Raw genomic sequence first — 22925 nt, 5'->3', positions numbered from 1 at the left:
CGGTCGTCCCGGCGCGAGCGCCCCGGTACCGGGGGTCCGCTTGCACTCGACCTACCCGAGTGCTAATCATTGGCGTTAGCACTCTGGATGTGAGAGTGACAAAAGGACCGGGCAGACGAGGTCCGGAGGCCGTGGGGGAAGGATCCCCGCGGAGCCGGGTCGTCCGTCGCGGGCGTCGGCCCAGGTCCTCAGCATCCACCCCGTTCTGGGAGGACCTCACCACATGGCCAAGATCATCGCGTTCGACGAGGAAGCGCGTCGCGGCCTCGAGCGCGGGATGAACCAGCTCGCCGACGCCGTCAAGGTCACGCTCGGCCCCAAGGGCCGCAACGTCGTGCTCGAGAAGAAGTGGGGCGCCCCCACCATCACCAACGATGGTGTGAGCATCGCCAAGGAGATCGAGCTCGAGGACCCGTACGAGAAGATCGGCGCCGAGCTGGTCAAGGAGGTCGCGAAGAAGACGGACGACGTCGCCGGTGACGGCACGACGACCGCGACCGTCCTGGCCCAGGCGCTCGTACGTGAGGGTCTTCGGAACGTCGCCGCCGGCGCCAACCCGATGGCCCTCAAGCGCGGCATCGAGAAGGCCGTCGAGGCCGTCTCCGAGCAGCTGCTGAACCTCGCGAAGGACGTGGAGACCAAGGAGCAGATCGCTTCGACGGCCTCCATCTCCGCCGCCGACCCGCAGATCGGCGAGATGATCGCCGAAGCGATGGACAAGGTCGGCAAGGAAGGCGTCATCACCGTCGAGGAGAGCAACACCTTCGGCCTCGAGCTCGAGCTCACCGAGGGCATGCGCTTCGACAAGGGCTACATCTCGCCCTACTTCTCCACCGACCCGGAGCGTATGGAGGCCGTCCTCGACGACCCGTACATCCTGATCGTCAACAGCAAGATCGCCTCGGTGAAGGACCTGCTCCCGCTGCTGGAGAAGGTCATGCAGGGCGGCAAGCCGCTCGCGATCATCGCCGAGGACGTCGAGGGCGAGGCCCTGGCCACGCTCGTCGTCAACAAGATCCGCGGCACCTTCAAGTCCGTCGCGGTCAAGGCGCCGGGCTTCGGCGACCGCCGCAAGGCCATGCTGGGCGACATCGCCATCCTCACCGGTGGCCAGGTCATCAGCGAGGAGGTCGGCCTCAAGCTGGACTCCGCCGGTCTCGAGCTGCTCGGCCGCGCCCGCAAGGTCGTCGTCACCAAGGACGAGACGACCATCGTCGACGGTGCCGGCGACTCGGACCAGGTCCAGGGCCGCGTCAACCAGATCCGCGCCGAGATCGAGCAGTCGGACTCGGACTACGACCGTGAGAAGCTCCAGGAGCGCCTGGCGAAGCTCGCGGGCGGCGTCGCGGTCATCAAGGCCGGTGCCGCGACCGAGGTCGAGCTCAAGGAGCGCAAGCACCGCATCGAGGACGCGGTGCGCAACGCCAAGGCCGCCGTCGAGGAGGGCATCGTCGCCGGTGGCGGCGTGGCCCTGCTCCAGGCGTCCCAGGCCGCGTTCGAGAAGTTCGAGCTCGAGGGCGACGAGGCCACCGGTGCCGCGATCGTGAAGCTGGCCGTCGAGGCCCCGCTGAAGCAGATCGCGGTCAACGCCGGCCTCGAGGGCGGCGTCGTCGTGGAGAAGGTGCGCAACCTGACCCCCGGCCACGGCCTCAACGCCGCGACCGGCGAGTACGTCGACCTGGTCGCCGAGGGCATCATCGACCCGGCCAAGGTGACGCGCTCCGCGCTGCAGAACGCGGCCTCCATCGCCGCGCTCTTCCTCACCACCGAGGCCGTCATCGCCGACAAGCCCGAGAAGGGCGGCGCCCCCGCGGGCGGCGCGCCGGACATGGGCGGCATGGACTTCTGATCCGGTGACGGAGCAGTAGTCGTGCGCTGATGCCGTAGCCGGTGGGTCCTGCCGCCGGCGACGACAGAGGCAGCGAGACAAACGCCAAGGGCGGCACCCCGTTCGGGGTGCCGCCCTTTGGCGTCGCGGGCACGGGCAACGCGGTCAGTTCGTGATCGTGACGCAGGGCAGCCCGACGCTGGACCCACCGCGGAAGCCCTCCGCGCAGAGCCGCGTGCCCGCGGGGAAGTGGCGTTGCGGGTACGCCTGGTCGCGGTACGTCCGGAACTTGGCGACGTCCTCCGTCTTGAGGTTGGCGCTCCAGCCGTTCGTGGTCCACACCCGGGCGGAGATCCGGTTGGGCTGGTTGGTGTTGGTGACGGACACCTCGACCCGGCCCAGGTAGGTGCCGATGTCGTACGTCTCGATGCAGACCGAGTGGTTGCACCACTTGCCGTCGGCCGCCGCGGGCGGGGCGGTGACGAAAGTACAACCGACCACTGCGGCCGCCGCCGAAACCCCGGTGACGATCTTGCGAAGAGTGCTCATGCCAAGATCAACGACCGCTTTGTCCCCCTGTCACGCCCGCCCCTCAAGACCCGGCCGGGCACGAGCGTGCCCCACCACCGGAACCTCCCGCACCCCCGGCGCGGTTGGGTGGGTAGGGGCCTCAGGCCACCGAATTTCCCGCCTCGTGATTCTCGGCGCGAGCGCCCCGCACGCGGAAAACCTGTGGCCGGGGTTGCGGAGCGGCTTCTAGCATCGTGAACGTGCCTGCGGGAACTACGAGTTCCTTCAGTGTCTTTGGCAGACATCGCGCAGCAAACGCGAAGAGTTGGGTTCGAATCCCGAAAACGGGACCCGTGACCTGCCCGCAGGCACCCATGTTCCGCGCCCGGGGAACTGCGCGTCCGTACTGTGCCTTCACTTCGGGGGCGTCCTTTCAGATAGGAACCCAACGGACCCGCGACCTTCCCCGGGCGCTTTCTCGGAGTCGCCTTATGACCACACAGTCCCTGGATCTCGCAACCGATCTCGCGACGCGTGACGCCGCACGCGTCGTCGCCCGCTTCCTCGACACCGCGACGAGTGCGACCGGCCGCGCGACGTTCTACAACACCGCCGATGAGCAGTCCGCGCTGGAGCGTGCCGCGCACGCCGACATGGCCGCGCTCGACCGGCGCCTGTACGCGGGCCTGGTCGCGTCGCCGTACGTTCTCGACCGTGCCCGGCAGACCGGTGTGGCGTGCCTGCTTTCCGGCGGGGCGCCCGCGGTCGCGCCCGCGGCCGAGGCGGAGGCCGCGGCGGTTCGAGCCGCGGTGGCGCGCCTGACCGTGCCGCGCATGCTCAACCTCTACGCGATGCTCGCCGCCGAGCGCGTCAACAACGCCCGCGCGCGCAAGCTGATCCTGCGTACCCTTGTCGGCGCTCCCGCGCTGGAGTCGTGGGCCGTGCGCTACCGGCGCAAGCTCGCCGTCGCGCTCCGGCACGCGTGGGGCGTGCGCACCGCCGGCATAGTGCGCGCCGTTCTCGTGCGCGAACTCGCGGGCGAGGAGCTGGATGCCAAGGAGCGCCGCATCATCGCCGCCGAGGTCGACCGCTGGGCGCCGGGGCGGGACCAAGCCGTCGTGCACGAGTGCGTCGCGTTCGTGCTGGGCGCCACCGGACCGTTCACGCGGCCTCAGCTGCGTGCGTACGCCGACGCGCGCGGTGACCTCGACGCGGGGCGGACGCTCCCGTACGAGACCCTCGAAGGTCTGCGCGGCCGCTTCCACCCGGGCCAACCCGCCTCGCACGTACTGGAGTTGACGAAGGGTCGGCTCACGGCGGGGCAGCGGCTGGCCAAGCAGGCGCAGGCGGAGCGCGCGGGTGTGGAGGTCGAGGTCGACTTCACGCACCACGACGCGGTGCGGCTGTACCTGTACGCGTACGAGCGCGGCATGAGCGACGAGGTCGCGGACGCGCTCGCCGAGCGGGCCCGCCGTACCGCCGCCGGGCTCGACCTCGCGGACCGGCGCGTCGCGCTCGTCCTGGACGGGTCGGGTTCGATGGCCGGTTCGGGCGAGCAGGCGCTGCGTCCCATCGCGGTGGCACTCGCGCTCCGCGACGTGCTGCGGCAGGCCGCGGGGGAGTGCCGCGAGGTGTGGTTCGGCGGCCGTGTCGGCGAGGACGGGCTCGTACGTCCGGCGGGTGACACCGCGCCCGCGTACGCGCTGCTCGACGCGCTGGCATGGGAGGCCGACCTGGTGGTCGTCGTCGGCGACGGCTACGAGAACGCACCGGCTGGACGGTTCGCCGAAGTGCTGGCGTCGGCACGGGACTTGGGTATTAGCACGCCTGTCGTGCAGATGACGCCGGTGCTCGCGGCCGACGCGGGCGGCGCGCGCCCGCTCGCGGCGGAGGTGCCGGTGGCCGGCGTCCAGCGCCTTGAGGGGCTCGAACTGACCGCGTGCAGGCTCCTGTTGGACGTCGAACCGGCCGCCGCCGTACGCGCGCTGCACCGGCTCGCCGGACTAGCGGGCGTGGCCGGCGTGACGGGCCCGGAGCTGACGGCAAAGACCGAACTGATCGCAACCGGCGTACCCACTGGCGTAGGCACCGACGTACCGGAGGAGGTGACCACATGAGGAACCCGCTGAAGCGCTTCCAGAGCACCATGGCCGAGTCGGCGACCGTCGGTGAACTCCTGTCCGGCGCCCGGCCCGGGCGCGTGCAGAGCGTCGGCCGCATGCAAGTGCTGCCGCTGCTCGCGGGCGACGCGCCGACCGCCGACCTCGGCGACCCCGCGGCGCTCGACATCTCGACCGGCGACTACGGCACGCTGTGCTTCGGCAACTCCGGGAGCGGCACGGCACTTGTACCGAGCCATCTCGCGGTCATGGTGTCGCAGGCCGCGCAGGACCACGCGATGCCGCGCGCCGCGCTGGTCAGGGCCGGAACGAAGCGGGACTACCGCAACGCCATGTGCATCCAGCAGTCGCAGGGCGGCCTCATCACCTCCGGCTCGCACCGGCTCGCGGTGCTGCCGCCCGCGCTGCGGGAGGCCGCGTCGCTGCTGCCCGAGAAGCCCGGGTACGACCGGCTGTGGCCGGCCGTCTCACGGTTCAAGGCGTCGGCCGGGGTGCCGGGTTCGGCGGACCTGGTCCGCTTCATGAAGCACTTCGCGACCGAACTCGACTGCTTCACGGCCGAGTTCGAGTGCGTCGAGGACCAGATCGGGGCCGTCGTGCTGATGGATGGTGCGGTCGTCGGTGTGGAGCGCGCTCCCTCGCACGTCTACTGGCGTTCGATGTGGGAGCCGCTGATCCGGTTCTGCTATGGCGCGGAGGCGGTGCGGCGCGGCGTCGCCGGGGACGTACCGGCAGGCCCGTCGACGCGCGTACCGCTGACGCGGCCCGCGGCCCCGGCCGTCGCCGCTTCCGGTGGCGACGGCGCCGATGTCGTCGCGCTGCTCGCGGAGGCCGTACGCGACGCCGACACCCGCGAACAGCAGGCCGTCGAAACAGTCACGCAGGCGGTGGCGGACGAGTCGGTGGTGGTCGGGGTCGACGAGGCCATCGACCGCGTCGCGGTCGGGACGGTCGTCGGGGACGGTCTGATGGGGGCGTACGCCCTCGACGGGGACACGCCCGTCTACGCGTCGCTCACGGCGCGCGGCACGGTGCCTGACCTGACCTGACCTGGGAGGTCGGGGGCCGGGACGACCTGGTCGGGACCGGGGCCTTGTCGGCCCGGGTCTCGACCAGGTCTTTCCGTATGCCCGCGTCCGCGCGCGCTCGCCCCGGAACCACCCCCGCACTCGCGCCCGCGCCAACCCTGGACTCGCGCACGGCCTCGGAACCACCCCGCCTCGGGTTCGCGGCCGGACTCGCATTCGCCCCCGGGACTCCTCCTCCCGCGTTCGCCCCCAGCCGCGGTGTAGTTCGCCGTACGAATTATCCGATTTAACCGGTGTTATTCTGGCCCGATGGCTAAGCATGTCGAGGGCCCCATCGGGATCGTCCCCGCGTTGGTGCGCTCCACTTTTCTGGTGAACGGCGCGTATGCGGACGCGGCCCGCGAGCGCGGGCTCACCCCGCAGCAGGGGCAGTTGCTCTGCGTCCTGATGCAGCAGCCGTTCGGGATGGGCGAGTTGAGCGCGATGCTCGGGCTGGCCAAGTCCAGTTTGACCGGTCTGGTGGACCGGACCGAGCGCAATGGCCTGGTCAGCCGCGAGTCGGATGCCCGCGACACACGTGCGGTGCGCGTCGCGCTGACCGACGGAGGCGCCGTGCTGGCCGAGGAGTTCTATACGGACGCGTGCCGCCGGATCGACGACCTGGCCGCCGGGCTCGGTGTCGCCGAGCGCGAGACGCTGGCCGCGCTGCTGGGCCGGGTCGTGACCGACAACGAGGCCCCCGTGGTGTTCCGGGAGCCCGCCGGGGGAGTCGCCGCGAGCGAAGGCTGAGGCGCGCCGGAGAAGGCAGGGGCTTGTAGTTCGTACTACGAACTAATACAGTTCGTAGTACGAACTTGCCTGTGTCTCTCGTAGGAGTGAAAACCATGCGCCGCACGCACAAGGAACTGCGCTCGTCGGAATGGGTGTTGATTCTCGGCGCCGGGCCCGTTGGTCTGGAGCTGGCCGGGGAGACCGAGGGGGAATGGCCGCACAAGCACGTAACTCTGGTGGCCCCGGCCGACGAACTGCTCCCGGGCTTCGCACCCGAGATGGTCGCGGATCTGCGTACCCAACTCGACGCGCTGGGCGTGGAGATACGCATCGCAACGACCCTCCGGGCGACGCCGCCGACCGAGCCGGGACGCTCCGGCGCCTTCACCGTCACCACCACAGACGGTGCGAAAATCGTCGCCGACATCTGGTTCCAGGCCCACGGCGCAACCACCAACAGCGCCTACCTCGCCGACGGCAAGCTCACCGAGCTGACGCTTCAGGGCTGCGTGCCCGTCACCGAACTCCTCACCGTGGCCGGGCGCGACGGCGTCCACGACAACGTGTACGCGGTCGGCGACATCACCGATGTCGCGGAGGCCAAGATGGCCGGGTACGCGATGCAGCACGCCGAGATCGTGGTACGGAACATCACCGCGCAGCTGAACGGCGAGGCGCCGTCGGCCACTTACCAGCCCCTCCGTACCCGATGATCCTTCTGCCGCTCGGGTCCTCCGGCGGAGTCGGACAGCTCCCCTCGCTCCAAGGCCCGTTTGTCACGCCCGCGGAGACCGTCGTCGAGCACAAGGGGGCCGACCTCTTCACCGGCCGCTTCATCGGCCAATTCGGCCCCACCGCCTGAACCGCCCGAACCAGGAAAAAAAACCCGAGAGGGGTCCACCATCATGGAGTACACCCGCCTGGGCCGCAGTGGCCTGTCCGTCTCGCGACTCGTGCTCGGCACCATGAACTTCGGACCGCAGACTTCCGAGGCCGACAGCCATACGATCATGGACCGCGCCCACGAACACGGCCTCAACTTCTTCGACACGGCCAACGTCTACGGCGCGCGGCCGACCGGCGGCGTGACCGAGGAGATCATCGGCCGGTGGTTCGCCACCGGCGGCGGACGCCGTGAGAAGACCGTACTGGCCACCAAGGTCTTTCTCCCGATGGGCGATTGGCCCAACGGTACCTCTCCGCCCTGCAGATCCGGCGAGCCGCCGAGGCGTCTCTCAAACGCCTGGGCACCGACCACATCGACCTCTACCAAATGCACCACGTGGACCGGGACACGCCGTGGGACGAGATCTGGGAGGCGTTCGACGTCCTGCGCCGGCAGGGGAAGGTGCTGTACTTCGGCTCGTCCAACTTCGCGGGCTGGCACATCGCCCAGGCCCAAGAGGCCGCCCGCACCCGGCACTTCCTCGGGCTCGTCGCCGAACAGTCCGTCTACAACCTGATGAACCGGTGGGTCGAGCTGGAAGTCCTGCCCGCGGCACGGACGTACGGGCTCGGCGTCATCCCGTGGTCCCCACTCAACGGCGGAGTGCTCGGCGGCGTCCTCCGCAAGATCCGGAATGGCGAAGCGGTCCGGGGCGGTTCGGGACGCGGCGGGGACACGGTCGCCCGGCACCGCGAGACGATCGAGGCGTACGAAGCGCTCTGCGCGGACCTCGGCGAGGACCCGGCCGACGTGGGCCTGGCGTGGCTGCTGGCCCAGGACGGCGTGACCGGCCCGATCATCGGCCCGCGCACGGTCGGGCAACTCGACGGATCGCTGCGCGCCCTCCGCATCACCCTCGACGAGGCCACGCTCACCGAGCTCGACAAGCTGTTCCCGCCGCCCGGCGTCAACCCGGGCCGCCCCGCCCCCGAGGCCTACGCCTGGTAGCGGCCTACGCCTGGTCGTGCCCTACGCCTGATGGTGGCCGGCGCGGCGGCACGCGGCTCGCCGCGCCCTCGCCCGCGCGGCGGCTCAGCCCCTGGGCTTGCGCCGCCGCAGGCCCGCGGCGATGAGCCGGGATACGAGTTCCTTGCCGCCCACGGCTTCGGCGCCGAGGGCCACGGCCTGGTCGTAGAGCTCGGCGGGGACGTCGTAGTGGTCGCGGTCGAAGGCTCGTTCCGGGACGCCGAGGCGGCGGGCGAACTCGTGGAGTTCGTCGTACGAGACGTCGCTGATCAGGTGGGACCACATACGGCCCCGGCCGGGCCAGATGGGGCGGTCGATGAGTACAGTCACACGTCGATCCTGCCCGATCGGCGGGAGGTCGTGGCGGTTGCGGACAATGGACGGCATGGAAGAGGACGTCGTCGAGAGCGCGCTGCACACCGCGCGGGCGCTGGTGCTGAGGGATCTGGCCGCGTGCGGGGCCTCGGATCCGACCGTGGTGTCGGTGGTCGAGGACGCGGTGGCCGGGCGCCGGTGGTGGTGCCGGGAGTGGCCGGACGGGGCGGCGTACGCGTCGGGGCTCGTGGCGCAGGACGTACAGGAGGCGCTGGAGGAGGCCGGGGTGCGGTGGCCCTGGTGCCCCCGCCACGACGGCGGCGCCGACGCGCACCAGCTGTACATCGAGCCGGAGCTGGGACCGGATCCGACGTGGGTGTGCGAGAAGGACGGTGCGGCGGTGGCGGGGCTGGGCGAGTTGCCGGCGGCGACTTGAGCGCGAGCGGGCCGACGGCCTTGCGGCCGCGACGATCCCGAGGCCACGGCCGTCCTCGGCGGTGGCGTCCGCTTCGCGGGGGGACGGGAGTGCGGGGGAAGGGTCCCAGCACTCCAGGAGCGGTGCGTCGAGGTGTACGGCGCACCGGAGTTGGAGCGTACGCCCAGGCGCGGCGCTCACCGTGTTGGCGACGATCGTCGCTGACGACGACCTGGGCAAAGGCGGTGCGTACGGTCGCGCGGGCGACGGCCACGGAGGCCGGGGCCGCGGGCATCGTGAGCAGGAACTCGTCGTCCATGATGAGCCGTCCAGGAGTTTGGCGAAGGTGTCCACACTCTCTGTGTTCAAGTCATAGCTTGTTGTGTATAGCTATTCGTTCAAAACACTTGTGGGTGAGCGATGAGTGTTCGCGAGTCGATCGACCCGAAGTCCTCGCTTTGGGCCTGGCTGGCCTTCGGCCTGTGGTTCTACCGAACGCAGCGAGGGCTGTAGCTTGCACAGACGGCTCTGATCGTCAGGGTGTCGCGAGGTCCTGTATCGAATTGGGAAGCAGGTCGCATGCGACCGAGCGACAGATGCATGAAGCGCTTGGACGATGCTTGGGAGACCGGCGGCCACTTCGAGCGGCTGCACCTGTTCGCCTGCAAGGGGCATGATCCCAACTGGTTCGAGCAGTTCGTCGCGTACGAGTCGGGCGCCGGCGTGATCATGGCATACCACGGCAAGTCGGTTCCGGCCCGTTCGATCAAGACCTTGGAGTCGGACCGCGACAGCGCCACCGCTCCGATCTGCGCGCCCGGCCTGCGACGGAGCCAACACCCAGACCACGGCTGCGGTGGTCGCCCGTCCGCTCAATCACATGCTCCTCACCGTCACCAACACCGGTTCGAAGAGTTGCGACCTCACCGACGGCTACCCCGCCGCGCGCTTCGGGGAGGCCCAGGCCGTACCGCCGGTCGACAGGAACACCACGCCCCAGTCGGTGCTGCGGCTGGCACCGGGGGAGTCGGGATATGCGGGTGTACGCCTGTCTTCGGCGGAGGAAGGCAGCGGCGAGAACGGCTACACGGCGGAGACGCTGACGATCCCCTTCGAGAACGGCACGATCGCGAAGGTGTCCCTCCCCGCCGAGGGCGTGTACGTCGACAGCGCGCTGCAGGTGACTTACTGGCAGGCCACCGTCGACGACGCGTTCAACTGAGCGTCCGGCGCTGTGCGGTCGGCTCCGCTCCCGGCCCTCGGCGAGCGGCGCTCGGTTCCCGGCCCTCGGCTCCCAGCCTTCGACTCTCAGCTCTGCTGGCGGGGGATGGCCCCTTCGAGGCGTTCCAGCTCCGTGCGGAGGTTGTGGCGCGCGGCCTCTTCGTAGCGGGCGTAGCCGAGAGGCGTGTGGAACAGCTTCGGCAGGGCCAGCAGGTCGCGGAGGACCGCGGCCCGGGCGCCTCGGAAGGCTTCCTCCGGGACGAAGGCGTACTCCTCGCGCACGGCGGCGGCGTACGCGTCGTAGTGGTCGCGGTCGGTGGCGAGGATCGCGAGGTCCGCGTCGCAGAGCACCGCCGCGTTGCGGTCGCCCTCGGACGGCGCGTGCTCGGCGGTGACGCGTACGAGGCGCGCGGTCTCGGCGACGAGTTGGTCGGAGAGGCCCGCCTCGCTGAGGGCGCGCTCGGCGAGCCGTGCGCTGCGCTCCTCGTTGTCCGCGCGAGCGGGGTCGTACACCGCGTCGTGGAACCACGCGGCGAGGCGTACCGCATCGGGGTCGTCGGCGTCCTGCGCGAGTTCGTCGACCAGTTCGAGTACGGCGAGAAGGTGTCCGGTGGCGTGGTAGCGCCGGTGCGGCTGCGAGTACCGGCCGATCAGATCCTCGCCGACGGCGGTGGCCGTGTCGCCGGAGTCCCCGACGAGACGGGCCCAGCGTTCCTGCAACGTCATGGTGGCGGTCTCCTGGATGCGTTCCACACGCTCAGCATGCCAGCCGGAGTCCACAAAACCGGGGATGACGTGGCGTACGAGAGTGGCGTACGGGCTGGTCGGCCCCGAGGCGGCGGAATCTCGTGTCGTCGTCCGCTGACTTGTGACTAGGCTTTCCGGCGCGAGGACGGGGTGACGACGGCGGGACGCCTAGGGGTGGGGATCATGCGCGGTTGGTCGGTGCGGTCGAGGGTCGGGGCGGTGGTCGCGGCGATCGTGGTCGCGGCGGGCGCGGCGGGCTGCGGTTCGCAAACGGCGTCCGGCGGTGGCGGCAACGTCGCCGCTGCCGCCCTGTCGCAGGCGAGGCAACAGCTCAAGGAGGCGCCTACGGCGCGGCTCGTTGCGCACATCAAGGACGGCACCAAGATGGGCGTGCCCGGCGAGGTGACCGCCGAAGGCGTCCTGGACATGGCGAACCTTCAGGGACGCGTCACCTACCACTACGTGTCGATGGGCAAGACCGCCGAGATGCTGCTCCTTTCCGACGCCATGTACGTGAAGCTCCCCGAGCCCAAGGACGGCAAGGCCTGGGTGAGGGTCAAAGGCATGTCGGGCAAGGCCATGTTCGAGGGCATGGACCCCGACTCGGTGGGCGAGTCCCTCGACTCGTTCGGCACAGCGCTGCGGGAGGGCGGCTCGGGGTCGGGGACCGCCGAGCGCACGTTCACCGAAACCATCACGGTGGATCAGCTGCGCGACCAGCTCGGCGCGACCGACGACGCACCGGTGGTCGAGATGCTCTCGGAGATGAACGTGACCTCGATGACCGGCACGTTCGTCGTCGGGGCCGACGACGCCCTGAAGCGGATGTCCATTGCCTACGGCGACTTCATGACGATCGAGTTCTCGGACTTCGGCGCTCCCACCGGTGATTTGACGCCGCCGACCGACGATCAGGTCCTCGTACAGCAGCAGCCGCAGCTGTGACCTGACGCGGGGGAGCGGGAACGAGGAACTACAGGGCTACCCGGCGAAGTTGGCCGCCTCCGGCCCCGGCTCAGGTTCCCGGCCAGGCCCCGACTCCTACCCCAGTTCGGGTGGCAGCGGGCGGCTGTGGACGACGGCGAGGGTGGAGACGGCGCGGGTCAGGACGACGTACAGCCGCCGCAGTCCCTGGGGTTCGGCCTCGACGATGGCGGTCGGCTCGGCGACGGCGATGTGGTCGAATTCGAGGCCCTTGGCGAGGCTCGCGGGGACGAGGCTGAGACGCGCCGCCTCGGCCTCGGGGCCGTCGTCGCAGCCCAGGATCCGGTGGCGCAGCCCGGCGTCGCGCAACGCGGCGGCGAGCGCGGGGATTTGCGCGTCGGCGGCGATGAGGCCGACCGAGCCTTCGAGTTTCAGCAGGTCCGAGGCCTCGTCGGCGGCGGCTTTGTCCACAGCCTGTGGATCGACGGTGTGCACGGCCAGCGAGCCGGGGGCCTCGCGTACCGAGCTCGCGGGAGCCAGGCCAGGCGCGATGTGCGGGAGCAGTCGGCTCGCGAAGTCCAGGATCTCGCGCGGCACCCGGAAGCCCCGCGTCAGTTCCTCCAACCGTGCGTCCGTACGCCCGAGATGCCGCAGTGTCGTCGGCCAGTCGGTGGCCGCCCACGGGGTCGTGCCCTGGGCGATGTCGCCCAGCACCGTGGCCGAGCCGGTCGAGCAGCGGCGGCCCACCGCGCGGCACTGCATGGCGGAAAGGTCCTGCGCTTCGTCCACAACCACATGGCCGAGGCTGGGGGTACGCGCCACCAGGTCCGCGGCCTCGTCCACAAGCACCGCGTCGGCGGCCGTCCATTTGGCCGAGCCGACGCCGCGCGCGGGCTTTGTCCACAGGATCAGCGCCTGCTCGTCGGCGGTGAGCACGCCGTTCGCGCACGCGGCGAGGAACTCCGCGTCGGACAGCAGGCGCATCACCAGCTTCGCGGGGTCCACGGCCGGCCACACCGCGTTCACCAGGTCGCGGACGGGACGCGAGCGGGCCACCGAGTCCTGCACCCGGTCGTCGGGCGACTCCCCGGCGCGCTCCATCTGCACGAGGACGGCGTGCGCGAGGCGCTGGTGCAGCATGTCGCGGGCCGCGCCGTACCGCACGTCGCGCGAGCGCAGGCCCGCGACGACCTCCTCGACGTCGTACGACGGCACCCGCCACCGCCGCGAGCCGCGCACCACGAGCAGCGACTCGGTCGGCGCGTCGACGACCCCCGACCACACCGCGCGCCGCAGCACCTCGGCCATGCGCGCGTCGCCCTTGAGCCGCCCGGCCTCGGGGCTGTCGGCGGCCTTGACCGGGACGCGGGCCACCAGGTCCTCGACCGTGGTCTGCCCGACCTCGACCTCGCCGAGCGCCGGAAGGACCTGCTGGATGTAGTCGAGGAAGGAGCGGTTCGGGCCGACGACGAGGGTGCCGCTGCGGTGCAGGCGCTCGCGGTGCGCGTACAGCAGCCAGGCGACGCGGTGCAGGCCGACGGCGGTCTTGCCGGTGCCGGGGGCGCCTTGCACGCAGACGGTCTCGCCGAGGTCGGCGCGCACGATCTCGTCCTGCTCGGGCTGGATGGTCGCGACGATGTCGCGCATCGGGCCGACGCGCGGGCGCTCGATCTCGGCGGCGAGGATCACGCTCTTGGCGTCGTGCTCGGCCGCGTCGGTCAGGTGCTCGTCCTCGAACGCGGTGAGGGTGCCGCCGGTCCAGCCGAAGCGGCGGCGCAGTTCGACGCCCAGCGGGTCGATACGGGTGGCGCGGTAGAACGACCGCGACACGGGCGCGCGCCAGTCGACGACCATCGGGTCGCCGTGGTTGTCGTGGACGTGGCGGCGGCCGATCCAGAAGCGTTCGAGCGGTCGGGACGGGTCGGCGGCCACCTCGACGGGTGCGGTGCCGGTGGCGACCTCGGGGGCGTCCGCGAACCGGCCGTCGATGCGGCCGAAGAACAGCGGGGTGTCGGCGAGGTCCGCGAGGGCCGCGATGCGGTCCTGGATGAGGCTGTGCACCAGCTTGTTGGACACCTCGTTGCCGCCGACATCGGTCAGGTCGAGGGCTTCGGTGTCCTCGCGCATGCGGCGCAGGGCCGCGCGGGAGGCGTCGAGATGGGCGCGCTCGGCGGCGAGCGCGGGGTCCGGATCGGGGGCGGGGGAGGCGGGTGTGCGGGCGTCGAAGGACGGGTCGGCGGCGTACGCGGACATGAGACTCCGAAGTGCGTGGGCGGCTTCCTGCGAGGAAGAGGACGCCGACCGATTCCGACCGGTCGACGTGGCCGGCGCCCAACCCCTAGGGGTAGTGCGGTTACGCGGCAGCGGAATCGGCCACCCTAAACCCGGCCGAACGTCATGTTCAACCCGACTTTCCACCCCGAGACGGTCGGGACCCCGTCATCCCCGCGGGCTACCCGGGGACGCGACCCGGTACGGACGCGCCCCTTATGTCGGAAAACTTAGCGTTGACGACATGGCAACCACACTCCGCACCCCGACCCGGCAGACCGCCCGGGTACCCGCCGCCCGCGGCATCGGCATCTTCGCCGTCACCACCGCAAAGGTCGTCCTGCTCGGCAAGCACGGCATCGACTGACCGGCCCTCGTCGCAGTCCCAATGGCCACCCCGATCCGGGGCGGCCATTGATCGTGTTCCGGATTGCCTCGGCCCCGCCGCGCCTCAGCGCCGTCGGGCCGTGACGAGCAAGTACTCCCAGGTCAACACCGGCGAGTCCCCGTCGAGCCGGAACTTTTTCGGGAGTTCGGCGAGTGCCTGGTCGAGCGCCGCGACCTTCTCCGGATCGTCGGCGATGTTGCGGTACACCGCGATCGTCGGCCCGTAGTTGGCTTTGAAGTAGTCGCGGAACTCCTCCGGCCCGCCGAAGTGGCCGACCGCCAGTTGCCGCCGCTCCGCGCTGAAGTCCTCGACCCGGTCGCCGAGCAGCGCCCGTACGTGGTCCGGGTCGCCCCACAGTGGAGGCGGCTGCGCGCCGGGTGGCGGCGGGGCGGCGTACGGCTTCATCGTGGCGAACATCTGCCCGATGAACCCCTGCGGGGTCCAGTTGGTCAGCGCGATGCGGCCTCCCGGCTTGCACACGCGCACCAGCTCGTCCGCGGTCGCCTGGTGGTGCGGCGCGAACATCACGCCGACGCAGGACATGACGGCGTCGAACTCGGCGTCTCCGAACGGCATGTCCTCGGCGTCCGCCTGCCGCCACTCCAGTTTGGCGCCCGCCGCCTCGGCCTGGCTCCGCCCGACCTCCAGCAGTTCCGGCGTCAGGTCGGACGCCACGACCTCGGCACCGGCGAGCGCCGCGGCTGTCGCGGCGTTGCCGGATCCGGCCGCCACGTCGAGCACCCGGATGCCGGGCGCCGCTCCGGCGGCCGCGGCCAGCTCGGGGCCGAGTTCGGCGATGACCTCGGTGGCGACGGCCGGGTAGTCGCCGAGCGCCCACATGGCGCGATGCTTGGCTTTGAGGGCGCGATCGGCTTCTCGCGCCGCATCGCTGCCCGAAATGTCGGTTTCTTTCATGTTGGGTACCTTCCCCCCAGGGAACGTGTGACTCCTCGCCGCGCGAAGTCGCTCGGGCCCGCCCCGCACTCCTCGTGTGGCGCGGCACCCCCGTCCGGTTCGAACGGCAGGCGCCAACTCGGCAGTGCCCTGCGGCAGTTCACCGCGGCCTCAGGCAATCCAAGCTAGAAGGCACGCCCCCGCCCGCCTAGTACAGGATCTGTACCGCCCGTTGGGCAAAGGCGCTGCGCCCGCCCGCGGAGTAGCCGTACGCTCGCCACCATGGGCGCTTCGTACTATCAGTTCTGCCCCGTCGCCAAGGCCATGGAACTGCTCGACGAGCGCTGGACGCTCCTGATCGTGCGCGAACTGTGCGCCGGCAGCGAGCGGTTCAACGAGGTGCGCCGCGGAGTGCCGCGCATGTCACCGACGTTGTTGTCCAAGCGCCTGACCCACCTGACCCGCGCCGGCATCGTGGAGCGTGTCGTCGACGGCACCGACGTGCGGTACGTCCTCACCCCCGCGGGCCACGAACTCCGCCCGGTGGTCGAGGCGTTGAGCATCTGGGGGGTCCGCTGGACCGGCGAGCTGGGCGACGCCGACCTCGACCCCAAGCTCCTGCTCTGGGACATGCGCCGCAGCGTCGACGGCGACGCCGTCCCCGCCGGCCGCCGCACCGTCGTGCGCTTCCGGTTCCCGGACGTCCCCGCGCGCGCCCGCGACTGGTGGCTGGTCATCAGCGCCGGCGACCCCGGCGCCGCCGACGCGGACCTGTGCGACGCCGACCCCGGCTTCGAGGTCGACGTGACCGTGACGTCCGGCCTGCGCCGCCTGATCGAGATCTGGCGCGGCGACCTGCGCTGGGCGGATGCGCTGCGCGCCGGCGACATCGACGTGCACGGCCCCGAGGACATGCGCCGCGGGCTGCCCGGCTGGTTCACCCTCCCGGGATTCGCCGCGGTGCCCCGCCCGGCCTGAGCGGGGAACCGCCGGCGAGCACTACGACCGCAGGTCGTCCGCGTCGACGATCTGGTACGCGTACCCCTGCTCCGCCAGGAACCGCTGCCGGTGCGCCGCGAACTCCTGGTCGATCGTGTCGCGCGCCACCACCGAGTAGAACCGCGCCGCCCGGCCGTCCGCCTTGGGCCGCAGCACCCGGCCGAGGCGCTGGGCCTCCTCCTGCCGCGACCCGAACGACCCGGACACCTGGATCGCCACCGCCGCCTCCGGCAGGTCGATCGAGAAGTTCGCGACCTTGCTGACCACCAGGACCGAGACCTCGCCCTGCCGGAACGCCTCGAACAGCCGCTCCCGCTCGGTGTTGCGCGTCTCGCCCTTGATCACCGGCGCGTCCAGCCGCTCGCCCAGCTCGTCGAGCTGGTCGATGTACTGGCCGATCACGAGCGTCTGCTCGCCCGCGTGCCGGGCCACCAGCTCGCTGGTGACCCGCGTCTTGGTCTCGGTCGTCGCGCAGAAGCGGTAGCGCTCCTCCGGTTCGGCCGTCGCGTACGCGAGCCGCTCGGCGTCCGTCAGCGTGACCCGCACCTCGACGCAGTCCGCCGGGGCGATGTAGCCCTGGTTCTCGATCTCCTTCCACGGCGCGTCGTAGCGCTTGGGGCCGATGAGCGAGAACACGTCGCCCTCACGGCCGTCCTCGCGTACGAGCGTCGCGGTCAGGCCGAGCCGGCGGCGCGCCTGGAGGTCCGCGGTGAAGCGGAAGATGGGGGCCGGCAGCAGGTGTACCTCGTCGTACACGATGAGGCCCCAGTCGCGGGAGTCGAACAGCTCCAGGTGCGGGTAGACGCCCTTCCGCCGCGTCGTGACCACCTGGTACGTCGCGATCGTGACCGGCCGGATCTCCTTGCGCGTGCCGCTGTACTCGCCGATCTCGTCCTCGGTCAGCGAGGTGCGCTTGACCAGCTCGGACTTCCACTGCCGCGCCGAGACCGTGTTGGTCACCAGGATCAGCGTGGTCGCCTTCGCGGTGGCCATCGCCGCCGCGCCGACCAGCGTCTTGCCGGCGCCGCAGGGCAGCACGACCACGCCGGAGCCGCCGTGCCAGAAGCCCTCGACGGCCTCCTTCTGGTACGGCCGCAGCGTCCAGCCGTCCTCGGCGAGCTCGATCGGGTGCGCCTCGCCGTCGACGTACCCGGCCAGGTCCTCGGCGGGCCAGCCCAGCTTGAGCAGCACCTGCTTGATCTGCCCGCGCTCGGACGGGTGTACCGCGACGCTGTCCGCGTCGACCCGGTTCCCGACCAGCGGGGCCATCTTCTTGCTGCGCAGGACCTCTTCGAGCACCGCCCGGTCGGTCGTGGTCAGCACCAGGCCGTGCACGGGGTGCTTGGCGAGGGTGAGGCGGCCGTACCTGCCCATGGTCTCGGCGACGTCGACCAGCAGCGCGTGCGGCACCGGGTAGCGCGAGTAGCGCAGCAGCACGTCGACGACCTGCTCGGCGTCGTGCCCGGCCGCGCGGGCGTTCCACAGCCCCAGCGGCGTGAGGCGGTACGTGTGCACGTGCTCCGGCGCGCGCTCCAGTTCGGCGAACGGCGCGATGGCCCGGCGGCAGTCGGCCGCGGCCTCGTGGTCGATCTCCAACAGGAGCGTCTTGTCGGACTGCACGATGAGCGGGCCGGTTGTCGGCTCTGCCACGCGGGGCCTCTCTTACGGCGAATGGGGGACTCCCAGTGTGAACCACCCCGGGGACCACTGTGTTCCGGTCGGCTGCGCCCGCCCGGACCAACCGGCCGAAAACCGCTCCGCATCGCCGATATTCACCCGGGGAAGCAGCCCTACGGAACCGTACTGCGCAGGGATGAGCGCAAGACCCCTCCTTGAGGAGGAACCACGGTTCGGTCCGGCGCTCCTACCCTGATATTCAATGGCCATTTTTCCGCCGCTGCCGGGTGTCCCCGGTGCCCCCGCGGCTTCCGAGTCCGGCCCTGCGCTGCGTACGCACGGGCTGACGCGCGACTACGGTCGCGGCACCGGCGTGTTCGGTGTCGGCCTCGCCGTGCCCCGGGGGAGCGTCTACGGCCTGGTCGGGCCGAACGGCGCGGGGAAGACGACGCTGCTCTCGCTCATCAGCGGCATGCGGCGGGCGGACGCGGGCGAGGTGGACTTCGGGGTCCCGCAGGACCGGGTGGCGGTGTGCACCGACGTCCCCGAGTTCGAACCCTGGCTGAGCGCCGCCGAAGTGGTCGAACTGGCCGGACGGCTGGTCAACCCGGACCTGCGCCTGGAGTGCGTCAAGACCGCGCTGCACCGCACGGGGCTCGTCGAGGCCGCGGACCGCAAGGCCGGGTCGTTCTCGCGCGGCATGACGCAGCGCCTCGGCCTGGCCGCCGCGCTGGTCGCCGAGCCGGACCTGATGATCCTCGACGAGCCGACGTCGGCCCTCGACCCGCGCGGCCGTGCCGAGGTCCTGGACCTGGTCGCCGGCATGCGCGGCCGGACCACCGTCGTCTTCTCCAGCCACATCCTGGCCGACGTGCAGCGCGTGTGCGACCAGGTCGGCGTGCTGCGCGCGGGCCGCCTCATCTACCAGGGCCCGGTGGCCGAGCTGGTCGCCGAGCACATGCGGCCGACGTGGCTGATCCGGCTGCGCGACGACGGCGCCGCGCTGTGCCGCACGTTCGCGGCCGAGGACTGGGTCGTGCGGGTGTCGTCGGTACGCCCCGGTCTGGTCCGCGTGCAGGCCCGCACGGTCGACGAGGGCGAGCGCAACATCCTCGGCGTGCTGGACCGCAGCGCCGCGCGCGTCATCTCGGTCGGGCCCGAGGAGTCGGACCTGGAGAGCGCCTTCCTGTCGATCACCGGTGCGGCCCGATGAGCGAACGCAGCGTGAGCCGGCTGAGCGCGGCCGGACGCGCCGGGACCAGAGCCGCGGCCAAGGCGGTCGCCGAGCAGACGCGCGGACCCGCACGTACGGCAGAGGCCGCGATGCCGCGCGTACGTCGGCCGCTGGGCCTGTGGCGCCTCGAAGTCCTCCGCGTCACGCGCACCCGCCGCTGGCTGCTCCTGCTCATCGCCTTCCCGCTGCTCGGCGCGGCGGGGCCGCTCGTGGTGCGGCACCTGAACCGCATCCTGGAAGTACTGGGCGCGGACGGGGCCAACCCGCCGGACGACATGGGCGCGCCCGAGGGCATGGCCGCGTACGTCTCGGCGTCCGGGCAGATCGGCCTGTTCGTCGCGCTCGGCATCGCCGCGGCGGCGCTCGCCGTCGACCACCGCCCCGGACTCGCCGCGTTCTACCGCACCCGAACCCGCCAGGCGTGGGACCTGGTCGTGCCGCGCTGGACGGTGTGCGCGGCGGCCGTCTGCATCGCGAACACGGTGGCCACGGGCATCGTGTGGGCCGAACTGCGCTGGCTCTGGGGGCCGGTGCCGACCGACCGGATCCTGTACGGCGCGTTGTTCAACACGCTCTACCTGCTCATGGCGCTGGGCCTGGTCGCGGGCGCCTCGGCGTTCCTGCGGCGGCCCGTGGCGCTGTTCGGCGCCGCGCTCGTGGCACTCGTGCTGTCGCCCCTGCCGCGGCTGTGGAAGCCGATGCGCGACTGGGAGCCGTCGTCGCTGGGCGGCGCGGGGGTCGAACTCCTGGAGAACGCCTCGCCGGGCGAGTTCGTACGGCCGGCGATCGTGGCGGTGCTGGTCACGCTGACAATGCTGTCCCTGGCGGTGTGGCGGGTCGGCCGCCGCGAGATGTGACGTGCGTGCCGGGCGGACCGCCCGGCACGTGGTTGTGGGGGCGCCGGTCGACGGTTGTCGTTCGGCGGTGACGGCGTGGCGACTCACGCTCAGCGGCGGCGGCGCCGCGATTGCCGCTCACCGGTGGCGGCGTCGCGGTGACTACTTGGCGGTGCCCGCGCCGGTTTCCGTGTCGGCGGCGGCATCCGCGACGTCGACGGCTTCGACGCCGGTGATGCGGTGCAGCGGGTAGGTGTGCAGTTCCCCGGCGGTGTGCTCCTGCGCCGTGACGTACCCGCCCTCAAGGCCGAGCGGCACGATGATGCGCTGCGTGGCCCGGCCTTCGCGCGTGACGTAGCCGATCCACACCGGCCGCCGGTCCGCCAGCGCCGACTGCAGCGCGAGCAGCGTCTCGGCGGCGGAGGTGCGCGGCAGTTCGGCGGGCGCCTCGCCGTTGCCGAGGCCTCGCGGGCGGCTGACCGCCGCGCGGTCCCCGGCCCGGATCGTGCTCACCGCGGCGGAGATCAGGCTCGCACTCGGGGCGGGCGGCTCGCCGGTCACGCGCGGCGGCAGCGACCTGGGCGGCGTACGCCGGGCGTCGGGCCGCGTGACCACGACGTCGCCGGTCGCGGACTCGGCCATCGGCGCGTACCCGAGGGTGCGCAGGGCCGACAGGACCGCGTCGGGAGCGCCCTCGGCGGCCAGCACGGTCGGGGCGAGACGCCGCATGCGCAGCCCGGTGGCGCGGCGGTCGGCGAGCAGTTCGCTCAGCACCGACTCGTCGTCGCAGCGCAGGTACGCCGATGCGGCACCCACCCGCAGGCGTCCGTGCCGCCGCGCGATGTCGTCCACGAGGTAGGTGAGTGGCTGCGGCACCGGCGTACGCGAATGCGTCGCGAACAACCGGTGCAGGTCGGCGGCGGTCCGCCCGGAGTCGAGCGCGCGGCGGATGGACGGCTCGCTGAACCGGTACACGGTGGCGCCGCCGGTCGACTCGATGTCGGCTGCCATGTGCAGTTCCTGGGCGAGTTCGACCACGAGCGGGCCGGGTGCGACGGCGGTCAGGTCGGCCTGGAGCAGCACGTGGTCCAGCGGAACCGGGAGCAGCGGCGCGAGCGCCTCGGCCGCGGTGTTCAGCTCGCCGTTCAGCAGGGCGCGGCCCGCGCCGCCGATGGCGCCGCGCCCGGTGACCCCCAGCAACTCGGCCTCGACCAGCGTGCGGTCGGCGAGTTCGGAGCGCAGCCGCGCGGTACGGACCGGGCGGTGCCAGGCCAGGTCGGCGAGCAGGTCGGCGGCCGGTGCGGAGGTGCCGGGCGGCAGGTCGGCCAGACGGCCGAGCAGCGCGTGGCGTACCTCGGGGGCGGTGGTGCGGTCGATGCCCGGACCCAGGGCGTTGACCGGCCTGTCCTTGTCGTCGCGCGTGCCGACCAGGCCCGGCACGCGCGTGGTCTCCAGCCAGACTCCGGCCAGGGCCGCCCAGCGCTCCGCCACTGGCCGGGCCCGCCACACGTCGTAGGCGGGAGTCGGCAGCCACTGCTCGTCGGGTTCGCCGTCGCCCGCGACCAGACCGGCCGCGTACGCCAACTCCAGCCACACCGCGGCCTCGGCCTCGGGGACGTCGAGGGCCGCGGCGACGCGCTTGAGGTCGCGTACGCCCAGGCCCCCGGCGCGCAGCACGGGGGGCCCGCCGGCGCTCCACAGTTCGAGCAGCTTCTCGACCTGCCGCACGGCGGTGAACGCGGCGCCCGCGGCCGCGGCGTCCACAGCCTGCGGATCACGTGGCGTCGTCGCGATGTCCGGCGGCGTCGGCTCCAAGGCCCGGTGTACGCGCCCGCCGCGCAGCACGAGGGCGAGTTCGCGCGGCAGGACGACGGTCTGCGGGCCCGCGGGCACGAGCAGCCCCCGGGCGAGCAGCCACTCGACCGGGCTGTTGGCCTCGTCGGCGCGCACCGGCCGGTCGGCGCCGCGCACGCTGCCGGTGGGCGGTCCCCACACCAGCTTGTCGAGCACTTCGAGCGCGGCGGGCGGCGCCTGGGTCAGCAGGGCGGCGACCGCTTTGTGGTCGCCGAACATGCCGGCCATCGCGGCGATCGCGCCCACCGCGTCGGCGGTGGGCGGCAGACCGAGGTCGGCCAGTACCTCCTGCAACCGCGAAGGACCGGTCGCGCCGAGCGCCACGGCCAGCGGCGGGCCGAGCCCGGCCGGTGCGGTGCCGGCGAGGTCGCGCACGGTGCGCACGACGCGCAGCGACGACGCGGGCCCCCACAGGAGGGCGCGTACGCGCAAGGTCTCGACCGCGGCCGCGAGCTGCGGCACGTCGCCGACCAGCTCGCACAGCGCCTCGTACGCGAACCCGTCCGGCAGCACGACCGCGGCGTCTACAACCTGGAGGGTGAACCTGTCCAACCGCTCCAGAACGCGCGCGACCGATGCGCGCGTGGTCGCCCGGGTCGCCAACTGCGTCAGGTCGACCGGCACCGGCGTGGTCAGATCGGGCCGCGCGCGGAGCAGCAGCGCGATCTCGTCGTCGCCGCGCCCGCGCAGATCCTCGGCGAGCGTGCGCGGCGGCGCGCTCCCGCCGGGCGTACCGGCGGGTCTGTCCGGGGGTCTGTGGGTCGACATGGTCATCCCGACAACGTTAGCCGCTCACCCTGCCGCACCGACCTGCGGAGCGGCACCACCGCCGCGGGCTGCGGGGCGAACGGGCCGTCGCGTGGTCGACGGGTCGGACGGGTCGACGGGTCGACGCGACGTCGGCTCGTCGGCGAACAGGCGTTCCCGAGTCGTGGTGTTCCTGCGTCGTGGTGTTCCGGTTCCCCCGATCGGGGGAAAGGATCCCTCGGACCGGGACGCGGTTCTAAGCTGGAGTGCTGGTCCATCAGGATGAATCAGGCA

The 22925-nt window shown here is 71.9% G+C and carries 19 protein-coding genes and 2 pseudogenes; 14 read left to right on the top strand and 7 right to left on the bottom strand.

From position 1 onward, the window contains the following. Positions 1-223: 223 nt before the first annotated feature. Positions 224-1849 carry a chaperonin GroEL gene (gene groL / locus ACWD12_RS04030; protein ID WP_358353081.1) on the top strand — a complete coding sequence of 542 codons (1626 nt, stop codon included), beginning with the start codon at positions 224-226 and terminating at the stop codon, positions 1847-1849. A 144-nt stretch (positions 1850-1993) separates the two neighbouring features. Here groL and ACWD12_RS04025 read toward each other — a convergent pair whose 3' ends face one another. Further along, complete coding sequence (locus ACWD12_RS04025) at positions 1994-2377, bottom strand: hypothetical protein (RefSeq protein WP_358353080.1); 384 nt, start codon at positions 2375-2377, stop codon at positions 1994-1996. 452 nt (positions 2378-2829) lie between these two features. On the opposite strand from ACWD12_RS04025, the gene ACWD12_RS04020 reads away from it, so the two are divergent. The 6 genes and pseudogenes from ACWD12_RS04020 to ACWD12_RS03995 all read left to right on the top strand — a co-directional run bounded on the left by ACWD12_RS04020 (position 2830) and on the right by ACWD12_RS03995 (position 8151). After that, a complete protein-coding gene (locus ACWD12_RS04020; protein ID WP_450098178.1) occupies positions 2830-4455 on the top strand; it encodes a hypothetical protein in 1626 nt (541 codons plus the stop codon). Next, positions 4452-5507 carry an ARPP-1 family domain-containing protein gene (locus tag ACWD12_RS04015; RefSeq protein ID WP_450098177.1) on the top strand — a complete coding sequence of 352 codons (1056 nt, stop codon included), beginning with the start codon at positions 4452-4454 and terminating at the stop codon, positions 5505-5507. Before ACWD12_RS04020 ends, ACWD12_RS04015 begins: the two co-directional genes overlap by 4 nt. Positions 5508-5795: 288 nt before the next feature. Beyond that, positions 5796-6275 (top strand): MarR family winged helix-turn-helix transcriptional regulator, encoded by a 480-nt coding sequence (locus ACWD12_RS04010; protein WP_450098176.1) that lies wholly within the window; start codon positions 5796-5798, stop codon positions 6273-6275. A 95-nt stretch (positions 6276-6370) separates the two neighbouring features. Beyond that, positions 6371-6970, top strand: coding sequence for an FAD-dependent oxidoreductase (locus tag ACWD12_RS04005; RefSeq protein WP_450098175.1), 600 nt, complete (start codon positions 6371-6373; stop codon positions 6968-6970). Next, complete coding sequence (locus tag ACWD12_RS04000; RefSeq protein ID WP_450098174.1) at positions 6967-7119, top strand: hypothetical protein; 153 nt, start codon at positions 6967-6969, stop codon at positions 7117-7119. The genes ACWD12_RS04005 and ACWD12_RS04000 overlap by 4 nt, the downstream gene beginning before the upstream one ends. A gap of 43 nt (positions 7120-7162) precedes the next feature. Next, positions 7163-8151, top strand: a pseudogene (locus tag ACWD12_RS03995) (aldo/keto reductase). An 84-nt stretch (positions 8152-8235) separates the two neighbouring features. Here ACWD12_RS03995 and ACWD12_RS03990 read toward each other — a convergent pair. Continuing rightward, positions 8236-8499 (bottom strand): DUF4031 domain-containing protein, encoded by a 264-nt coding sequence (locus ACWD12_RS03990; RefSeq protein ID WP_450098173.1) that lies wholly within the window; start codon positions 8497-8499, stop codon positions 8236-8238. 55 nt (positions 8500-8554) lie between these two features. Between ACWD12_RS03990 and ACWD12_RS03985 the strand changes: the two genes are divergently transcribed. Together ACWD12_RS03985 and ACWD12_RS03980 are read left to right on the top strand one after the other, a co-directional pair. Beyond that, complete coding sequence (locus tag ACWD12_RS03985) at positions 8555-8920, top strand: hypothetical protein (RefSeq protein WP_450098172.1); 366 nt, start codon at positions 8555-8557, stop codon at positions 8918-8920. Positions 8921-9734: 814 nt separating this feature from the next. Further along, a pseudogene (locus tag ACWD12_RS03980) lies at positions 9735-10121 on the top strand (DUF4232 domain-containing protein); the annotation flags it as partial. A gap of 86 nt (positions 10122-10207) precedes the next feature. Here the strand turns inward: ACWD12_RS03980 and ACWD12_RS03975 are convergent. Beyond that, positions 10208-10846, bottom strand: coding sequence for an HD domain-containing protein (locus ACWD12_RS03975; protein ID WP_435839035.1), 639 nt, complete (start codon positions 10844-10846; stop codon positions 10208-10210). A gap of 204 nt (positions 10847-11050) precedes the next feature. On the opposite strand from ACWD12_RS03975, the gene ACWD12_RS03970 reads away from it, so the two are divergent. Continuing rightward, positions 11051-11812, top strand: a complete 762-nt coding sequence (locus ACWD12_RS03970; RefSeq protein ID WP_450098171.1) for a hypothetical protein — start codon at positions 11051-11053, stop codon at positions 11810-11812. A 96-nt stretch (positions 11813-11908) separates the two neighbouring features. Here ACWD12_RS03970 and ACWD12_RS03965 read toward each other — a convergent pair whose 3' ends face one another. Beyond that, positions 11909-14044: a HelD family protein gene (locus tag ACWD12_RS03965; RefSeq protein ID WP_450098170.1), complete on the bottom strand. Its 2136-nt coding sequence runs from the start codon at positions 14042-14044 to the stop codon at positions 11909-11911. A 262-nt stretch (positions 14045-14306) separates the two neighbouring features. Between ACWD12_RS03965 and ACWD12_RS03960 the strand changes: the two genes are divergently transcribed. Next, positions 14307-14429, top strand: coding sequence for a hypothetical protein (locus tag ACWD12_RS03960; protein WP_450098169.1), 123 nt, complete (start codon positions 14307-14309; stop codon positions 14427-14429). Between the two features lie 84 nt (positions 14430-14513). On the opposite strand, the gene ACWD12_RS03955 is transcribed toward ACWD12_RS03960, so the two are convergent. After that, positions 14514-15365: a class I SAM-dependent methyltransferase gene (locus ACWD12_RS03955; RefSeq protein WP_450098168.1), complete on the bottom strand. Its 852-nt coding sequence runs from the start codon at positions 15363-15365 to the stop codon at positions 14514-14516. A gap of 261 nt (positions 15366-15626) precedes the next feature. Between ACWD12_RS03955 and ACWD12_RS03950 the strand changes: the two genes are divergently transcribed. Continuing rightward, positions 15627-16322 carry a winged helix-turn-helix transcriptional regulator gene (locus ACWD12_RS03950; RefSeq protein WP_450098167.1) on the top strand — a complete coding sequence of 232 codons (696 nt, stop codon included), beginning with the start codon at positions 15627-15629 and terminating at the stop codon, positions 16320-16322. Between the two features lie 21 nt (positions 16323-16343). On the opposite strand, the gene ACWD12_RS03945 is transcribed toward ACWD12_RS03950, so the two are convergent. Beyond that, positions 16344-17993: a DNA repair helicase XPB gene (locus ACWD12_RS03945; protein WP_358353049.1), complete on the bottom strand. Its 1650-nt coding sequence runs from the start codon at positions 17991-17993 to the stop codon at positions 16344-16346. Between the two features lie 229 nt (positions 17994-18222). Between ACWD12_RS03945 and ACWD12_RS03940 the strand changes: the two genes are divergently transcribed. Further along, complete coding sequence (locus tag ACWD12_RS03940) at positions 18223-19173, top strand: ABC transporter ATP-binding protein (protein ID WP_450098166.1); 951 nt, start codon at positions 18223-18225, stop codon at positions 19171-19173. Then, on the top strand, positions 19170-20051 hold the full coding sequence (locus ACWD12_RS03935) for a hypothetical protein (protein WP_450098165.1): 882 nt from the start codon (positions 19170-19172) through the stop codon (positions 20049-20051). The genes ACWD12_RS03940 and ACWD12_RS03935 overlap by 4 nt, the downstream gene beginning before the upstream one ends. Before the next feature lie 141 nt (positions 20052-20192). Here ACWD12_RS03935 and ACWD12_RS03930 read toward each other — a convergent pair whose 3' ends face one another. After that, entirely contained in the window at positions 20193-22652 is a 2460-nt protein-coding gene (locus tag ACWD12_RS03930; RefSeq protein ID WP_450098210.1) for a helicase C-terminal domain-containing protein, read from the bottom strand. Between the last annotated feature and the right edge of the window lie 273 nt (positions 22653-22925).

This window comes from Streptodolium elevatio, assembly GCF_053592165.1.
This window is presented reverse-complemented; position numbering and strand designations above follow the sequence as displayed.